Here is a 3,678-nt window from a genome sequence, read left to right on the forward strand (position 1 = left end):
GCGGGCGGCGCGGCACGACTCCCGCCGAGGATCCGACCGCCGCGCACCGTTCTCGTAACCCTGTCCGCACCGCGCGCCGGTCGGTCCCGGCGGGGCGCGCCGCGACAGGACCCGCGATCCCGCTCGCCTCCTCCGTCCCGCGACCTTCGCCGGCTGCGCGAGCTTCACCTTCAAGCGGGAAACTCCACGATCACCTTCAGGGCATCGGTCGCCTGCTGGACCTTCCGGAATGCCTCGGGCGCCTGCGCGAGGGGGAACCGATGGGTGATGAGCTGCCGCCACGGAAAGCCCCGGTCGGCGATCAGGTCCATCGCCTCGCGCGTGTCCTCCGGGCCGCACGAGTAGGACGAGACGAGATCGATCTCCCGGAAATAGAGCGCGTTCGGCTCGATCGGCAGCCGCTTGCCCGGCTCCGCCATCGTGAAGAAGACGACCGAGGCGCCGGGCCCGGCGCATGCGATCCCCTCCTCCATCGCGGAGATCGACCCGGGGCCGACGAACACGAAATCGACCCCGTTGCCGCCGGTCTTGAGCGCCACGACCGAGGACGCCGGCCGGCGTCCGACGTCGACGATCTCGTCGGCGCCGAAGCGTTCCGCGTATTCGAGCCGTTCCTTGACCCGGTCGGACGCGAAGATCCGCGCCGCCCCGAGCTGCCGCGCGAGAGCGACCGCCATCTGCCCCATGACGCCGAGCCCGATCACGAGCACCGACATCCCCGGCGTGAACCGGCCGCGCGAGAACGCCTTGACGACTGTCGCGAGAGGCTCGATGAGGCAGCCCGCCTCGATCGGAAGGCCTTCCGGGATCTTCAACGTGTCGCGGGAGAGGTTCGTCTGCGGGACCCGGACGAACTCCGCCATCCCGCCGGGATCGAGGTGCGTCCTCTTCCACGTCTCGCACAGCACGTACCGCGCCCGGCGGCAGTATCGGCACGCGAGGCACGGCGCGTGGTGATGGACGAAGACCCGGTCGCCGAGCGCGAGGTGACCGACACCGGTTCCGAGGCCGACGATCGTGCCGGCCGGCTCGTGTCCGATGATCGTCGGCGATTTCTTCTTCAGGTACCACTCGAGCGTGTCGGACGTGCAGATCCCGCACGCCGCGACCTTGACCAGCGCCTCGCCGGGGCCGATCTCGGGAACGTCGTGCTCGGAGAGCGCCGGCCGCCCGTCGGGATCCGTGCCGAAGACGATCACGGCCGCACCACGTACTTGATCCCCTCGGAACGCCGCATGCGGTCGAAGAATACCGGGAGATCGGCGAGCCCGCCTTCGCCGGAGAGGAGGGGGGCGGGATCGACGGCGCCCGACTCCAGGAGCGTCAGCGCCTCGGCCGCGTCCTCCGGGCGGTAGTGGAACGCGCCGCCGACGCGCACCTCGCCGTAATGGATCTTCTCCGCGTCGAGCGCGACCTCCGCGCCCGGAGCGCACCCGCCGAAGAAGAGCGCTTCGCCTCCCGGAAGGACCCGGTCGAACGCCTCGCGCCAGGCTTCCGGGGTCCCGGCGCACTCGACGACCGTCGTGGCGCGCGGCGGCCCCTCCGCGGCGGCGGTATCGAACACTTCGGCTCCCCACCGCTCCGCCAGACGCAGGCGTTCCGCTCCGCGGCCGACCGCCGAGATCCGGGGGACGCCCTTCGCCCGGGCGAGCGCGATCCAGAGGAGGCCGATCGCGCCCGCGCCCACGACGAGGAGGTCGCCCGGCGGGCGAACGAGGCGCGCCCATCCGTGCACCACGGAGGCGAGCGGGTCGAGGAGCGCCGCGGCCTCGTACGAGACGCCGGCCGGCTTGCGGCGCAGGTTCCGGCGCACGACCGCGGCCGGCACCCTCACGTACTCCGCGAAGGCGCCCCATGCGAGCGACCGCGCCGCGGCCTCGCACCGGTTCTCGGCTCCGGTCCGGCACGCATCGCATGCCCCGCAGGGGCCCGAGAGCCCGGCCGCGACGGGCTCCCCGACATCGAACCCGGCGTTTTCCCCCGCCTCGGCGACGTCGCCGGAGAATTCGTGGCCCATGACGAGCGGCGGAGCGAACTTCACGTGTCCGCGGTCGAGGATCTTCCGGTCGGTGCCGCACGTGAGCGCCGCGCGGACGCGCACGACGACTTCCCCCGCCGCGGCCCTCGGGCGCGGGACGTCGCGGATCTCCATCGCGCCGATCTTCGTCTGGACGGCGGCCCGCATGATCAGCGCGCGAGGTCCGTCACCGGGAACGCGAGGTGAAAGGGGGCATGCGTCGATTCTATCGGAGGGACCGGGAAACAATTGGAACGGCGATGCGTACGGAGTGGCAGAATCGAGGGCATGACGATGAAACGAGGCACCCTCCTGCTCCTGGCGATGCTCGCCTCCGCCGCGGCGGCCCGCTCCGCGCCCGCCCGGGCATCCGACGCGACAAGGTCGGCTTCTCCGAATTCCTCCCCCGCTCTCCGCCTGGAGAGGGGGCAGGGGGTTGAGGTTTCGCCGCCCGCGAGCGCGGCATCGCCGCGCGAGCGAACGGCGGCGTTCGACCCCGAAGCGGCAACGCGCGCGTATCTCGCGAGCGTCCCGCCCGACGCCCGGGCGCGGTCGGACGCCTACTACGAAGGGGGATATTGGCTGCTCCTCTGGGACTTTCTCGCCGGGGCGGCGCTCTCGCTCCTTCTTCTCGGCACCCGGTTTTCCGTCCGGATGCGCGATCTCGCCGCGCGGATCAGTCGCCGCAAGCCGATCCAGACGGCGCTCTACTGGACGCAGTACCTGGTCGTCACGAGTATCGTGCTCTTCCCGTTGACCGTCTGGGAAGGGTACTTCCGCGAGCACGCGTACGGCCTTTCCAACCAGACGTTCGGCGCGTGGCTGGGAGATCAGGCGAAAGGCTTCCTGGTCGGCCTCGTCTTCGGGGGGTTCGCGGTCGTCGTGCTCTACGGCGTCCTCCGAAAGACGCCGCGGACCTGGTGGCTGTGGGGATCGCTCACCGCCGTCGCGATCCTCGTCATGGGCGCTCTCATCGCGCCGGTCTACATCGCGCCGCTCTTCAACAAGTACAAGAAGCTCGAGGACCCGAAGGTGCGCGATCCGATCCTCGCGCTCGCCCGCGCCAACGGGATCGGAGTCCGCGACGTCTACGAATTCGACGCGTCGCGCCAGTCCAAGCGCATGTCGGCCAACGTGAGCGGATTCCTCGGGACGGAACGGATCTCGATGAACGACAACCTCTTGAATCGCGGCTCCGTTCCCGAGATCGAGGCGGTGATGGGACACGAGATGGGGCACTACGTCCTCAACCACGTCTACAAGGGGATCCTCGAGATCGGGCTCCTCATCGTGATCGGCTTCGCCCTCGTCCGGCTCGCCTTCGACCGGATCCGGGCGGCGATGGAGCCGCACTGGCGGGTGGAGTCGATCGGCGACGTCGCCGGTCTTCCGCTCCTCGTCCTCCTCATCTCCGCATACTTCTTCCTGCTGACTCCCGTGCTGAACACGGTGATCCGGACGCAGGAGGCGGAGGCCGACATCTTCGGCATCAACGCCTCGCAGCAGCCGGACGGCATGGCGCAGGCGGCGCTGCATCTGGCCGAATACCGCAAGCTCGACCCGGGAAAGCTCGAGGAGATCGTGTTCTTCGACCACCCGAGCGGACGGAACCGGATACTCATGGCCATGCGATGGAAGGCCGAACACCTGAAGTAAAGGCG

The 3,678-nt window shown here is 70.0% G+C and carries 3 protein-coding genes; 1 reads left to right on the plus strand and 2 read right to left on the minus strand.

Going from position 1 to position 3,678, the window contains the following annotated elements; translation table 11 throughout:
• Positions 1-170: 170 nt before the first annotated feature.
• Together VKH46_03920 and VKH46_03925 are read right to left on the minus strand one after the other, a co-directional pair.
• The gene (locus VKH46_03920) at positions 171-1,199 is read right to left on the minus strand and encodes an alcohol dehydrogenase catalytic domain-containing protein (GenBank protein ID HKB69965.1); all 1,029 of its coding nucleotides are present in this window, start codon (positions 1,197-1,199) and stop codon (positions 171-173) included.
• On the minus strand, positions 1,196-2,185 hold the full coding sequence (locus VKH46_03925; GenBank protein HKB69966.1) for an alcohol dehydrogenase catalytic domain-containing protein: 990 nt from the start codon (positions 2,183-2,185) through the stop codon (positions 1,196-1,198). The genes VKH46_03920 and VKH46_03925 overlap by 4 nt, the downstream gene beginning before the upstream one ends.
• Before the next feature lie 120 nt (positions 2,186-2,305).
• On the opposite strand from VKH46_03925, the gene VKH46_03930 reads away from it, so the two are divergent.
• Positions 2,306-3,673: a M48 family metallopeptidase gene (locus VKH46_03930; protein HKB69967.1), complete on the plus strand. Its 1,368-nt coding sequence runs from the start codon at positions 2,306-2,308 to the stop codon at positions 3,671-3,673.
• The last annotated feature ends 5 nt before the right edge of the window (positions 3,674-3,678 follow it).

Source organism: Thermoanaerobaculia bacterium, assembly GCA_035260525.1.
Classification (GTDB): Bacteria; Acidobacteriota; Thermoanaerobaculia; order UBA5066; family DATFVB01; genus DATFVB01.

Excerpts from the sequence above, each read along its gene's own strand:
- VKH46_03925 (HKB69966.1), bottom strand. The coding sequence starts at position 2,185 with ATGCGGGCCGCCGTCCAGACGAAGATCGGCGCGATGGAGATCCGCGAC.
- VKH46_03930 (HKB69967.1), top strand. The coding sequence starts at position 2,306 with ATGACGATGAAACGAGGCACCCTCCTGCTCCTGGCGATGCTCGCCTCC.